Here is a 2,838-nt window from a genome sequence, read left to right as displayed (position 1 = left end):
ATGGAAGCTGCTTTCGTGGATATAGGTAAAGGCCGCAATGCGGTGCTCTATGCCGGAGAAGTAAATTGGGAGGCTACCGGAATTAAGGGGCAGCCGCGCAAAATTGAAGATGCACTTAAATCTGGTGATCCGGTTTTAGTACAGGTGACGAAAGATCCAATCGGCCATAAAGGGGCTCGATTGACGGCGCAGATTACGCTGGCGGGGCGGCATTTAGTATTGGTGCCGAATGGTAATATGACGGGAATTTCCCGCAAACTGCCCGAAAAAGAGCGTACGCGGTTGAAGCGGATTTTGAAGAAAATAGTGCCGGAAGAATACGGAGTAATTGTTCGCACGGCGGCAGAAGGAGCCACAGAAGAGCAGCTCACAAGTGATATTGAAAGACTGTTGAAGAAGTGGAAAGATATCTCGGCTAAGTCTAAGAGCTCGAAGAATGCGCCGTCACTATTAAAGGCAGAGCCCGAATTGGCTGTGCGGGTAGTGCGCGATGTATTTAATGAAGATTTCGCTTCCCTCACGGTTTCCGGAGAAAATACTTGGAAGACTGTAAAAGAATATGTGGAAGAGCTTTCGCCTGAGTTGGAAGAGCGCCTCATAAAAGCCGATAAAGACGCAGATATTTTCCACAAATATCGGGTTGATGAGCAGCTACAGAAAGCTTTTGATCGAGTCGTATTTTTACCCTCTGGCGGTTCCTTAGTAATAGATAGAACTGAAGCCATGACGGTGATTGACGTAAATACCGGTAAGTTTACTGGCTCGGGAGGCACCTTAGAAGAAACCGTAACTAAGAACAATCTGGAAGCTGCGGAAGAAATTGTGCGGCAGCTACGTCTGCGCGATATTGGCGGAATCATAGTCATCGATTTCATCGATATGATTATGGAAGAAAACCGAGATTTAGTGCTGCGGAGATTGATTGAATGCCTAGGGCGTGATCGCACTCGACACCAGGTAGCGGAAGTTACTTCACTGGGATTAGTGCAGATGACGCGGAAACGGGTCGGGCAAGGCCTAGTGGAAGCTTTCTCGACGGTGTGTACTGCCTGTGCGGGGCGTGGCTATATTAGCCATGACCATCCGATTGAAAAGGGTGAAGAGAATAGCGAAGAAAATAAAGCTACTTTGGGCGGGAAGGGGCATAAAGTTCCTGAGAAAGAAGATCCAAAGCAGGCAGAAGTGAAGGCAGCTTTAGCTAATATTGCTGCGGCGGCAGCCCAGAAGCATGAGCAGGAAGCAGAAGGAGAGCCAGAAGAGGCGGAAAAACCGGTAGAAAACTCGGCGGACGATTCTGCGGAGCAGCACTTAGAGGCGGAGAAAGCAGCTAAGGCCGAGAAAGCGCGAGAAGGAGCGAAAGAGCCGCGCAAAACGCGGGCGCCGAAAGATGCTGCACCGAAAGAGGCGAAGAAAAATACTAAGAAGAATATAAAGAAAGCTACGCAAAAAGTTGCTCCGGCAGCTGAAGCGGCGGCGCTCGCTGCAGAAGAAAATGGGCATCGTCGAGTCAGTTCCGCGGGTACTATTACGCCTGTTTCAGCTGATTCTTTTACTATTATGAGTTTTCCAGTTGAGAAAAACTAGGGAAAACTAGGAAAAACTAAAGAAAAATAGGGAAGAAATGGCGGCGAAACGGATAAGGAAAAGGCACATGATTCCAGAGTGTGGTGATTGTCGCGATTTCTCCACTTGTTAGTGGTGGCGAGATTTTAGTAGAGTGATGTGTCGGCGCATTTATGCGCTAAGAATTTTCAGGGTGAATGTGTGAAGCATTCATAATCAAATCGACAGAGATGAGCAGAACGTGGTTTACGCGATTGTAAAGGCGGGCGGACACCAGGAGAAGGTGTCTGTAGGTTCGATTCTTTTAGTGAATCAACTAAAGGGCGAAGCCGGCGATAAGGTAGAGCTGGAGCCGATAATGCTCGTGGACGGCGAAAAGATCACCACTGCTGCAGAAGGAATTACCGCTAAGGTAACTGCAGAGATTCTCGGGGCGGCAAAAGGTCCGAAGATTAATATCGTCAAGTACAAGAATAAGACGGGATATCGGAAGCGCATGGGGCATCGTCAACCATTGACGCGCCTGCAAGTCACCGCTATTAAGTGATCTGATTCTCCGGAATTTTCGTTAACGAGCTTTTAACTCTAAGGGAGCAAGATAAAATGGCACATAAGAAAGGCGCTAGTTCTACTAGCAATGGTCGCGATTCTAACGCCCAACGTTTAGGGATTAAGCGTTTCGGCGGTCAGATGGTAAATGCAGGAGAAATCCTCGTGCGTCAGCGGGGTACTAAGTACCATCCAGGTGCCAATGTGGGTCGTGGTAAAGACGATACACTCTTTGCGCTGGCAGAAGGTACCGTAGAATTTGGAGTTCGGCGGAACCGGAAGACCATTAGCATCGTACCGAACGCCTAGGAGCGGTAGGCGCCGATTCACGGTAACAATATTTTAGGAAGGGCGGAGAGCTTCAATCTCCGTCCTTCTTGTATATCCTAGAGGTAGATACTAATTCGGAAGACGAGAAAATACGCAGAATTAGAATTTTGGAGAAAGCCAGCATGTTCTGGATGAGCACTCTTTAAGAAAGAAAACGTAATGTTTGTAGACCAAGTGACTTTGCATTTAGAAGCCGGTGCCGGTGGAAACGGTGTCGCTTCGGTACGCCGGGAAAAATTTAAGCCACTCGGAGGGCCCGACGGGGGAAATGGCGGGCATGGAGGCGATATTATTTTGCGGGTAGATGGGCAAGAAACTACGTTGTTGCATCTGCGCCACAGTCCCCATATGCGTGCAGAAAAAGGTGCTCCGGGAGCGGGAGATTTACAAAATGGC

Annotated in this window: 3 protein-coding genes and 1 pseudogene; all 4 read left to right on the top strand. The window is 48.6% G+C overall.

Annotated features, from left to right (window positions below; genetic code table 11):
- On the top strand, positions 1-1,584 hold a 1,584-nt coding region (locus tag Q0X35_RS06410; RefSeq protein WP_297566662.1), incomplete at its 5' end, for an Rne/Rng family ribonuclease.
- 220 nt (positions 1,585-1,804) lie between these two features.
- Positions 1,805-2,110 (top strand): 50S ribosomal protein L21, encoded by a 306-nt coding sequence (gene rplU / locus Q0X35_RS06405; protein WP_297566660.1) that lies wholly within the window; start codon positions 1,805-1,807, stop codon positions 2,108-2,110.
- A gap of 56 nt (positions 2,111-2,166) precedes the next feature.
- The gene (gene rpmA, locus Q0X35_RS06400) at positions 2,167-2,421 is read left to right on the top strand and encodes a 50S ribosomal protein L27 (RefSeq protein WP_073996534.1); all 255 of its coding nucleotides are present in this window, start codon (positions 2,167-2,169) and stop codon (positions 2,419-2,421) included.
- A 180-nt stretch (positions 2,422-2,601) separates the two neighbouring features.
- A pseudogene (gene obgE / locus Q0X35_RS06395) lies at positions 2,602-2,838 on the top strand (GTPase ObgE); the annotation flags it as partial.

The organism is uncultured Arcanobacterium sp. (assembly GCF_947253055.1).
Classification (GTDB): Bacteria; Actinomycetota; Actinomycetes; order Actinomycetales; family Actinomycetaceae; genus Arcanobacterium_A.
This window is presented reverse-complemented; position numbering and strand designations above follow the sequence as displayed.

What these genes read in the sequence shown, in the direction of transcription:
- rpmA (WP_073996534.1), top strand. Translation starts at nt 2,167, where the DNA reads ATGGCACATAAGAAAGGCGCTAGTTCTACTAGCAATGGTCGCGATTCT.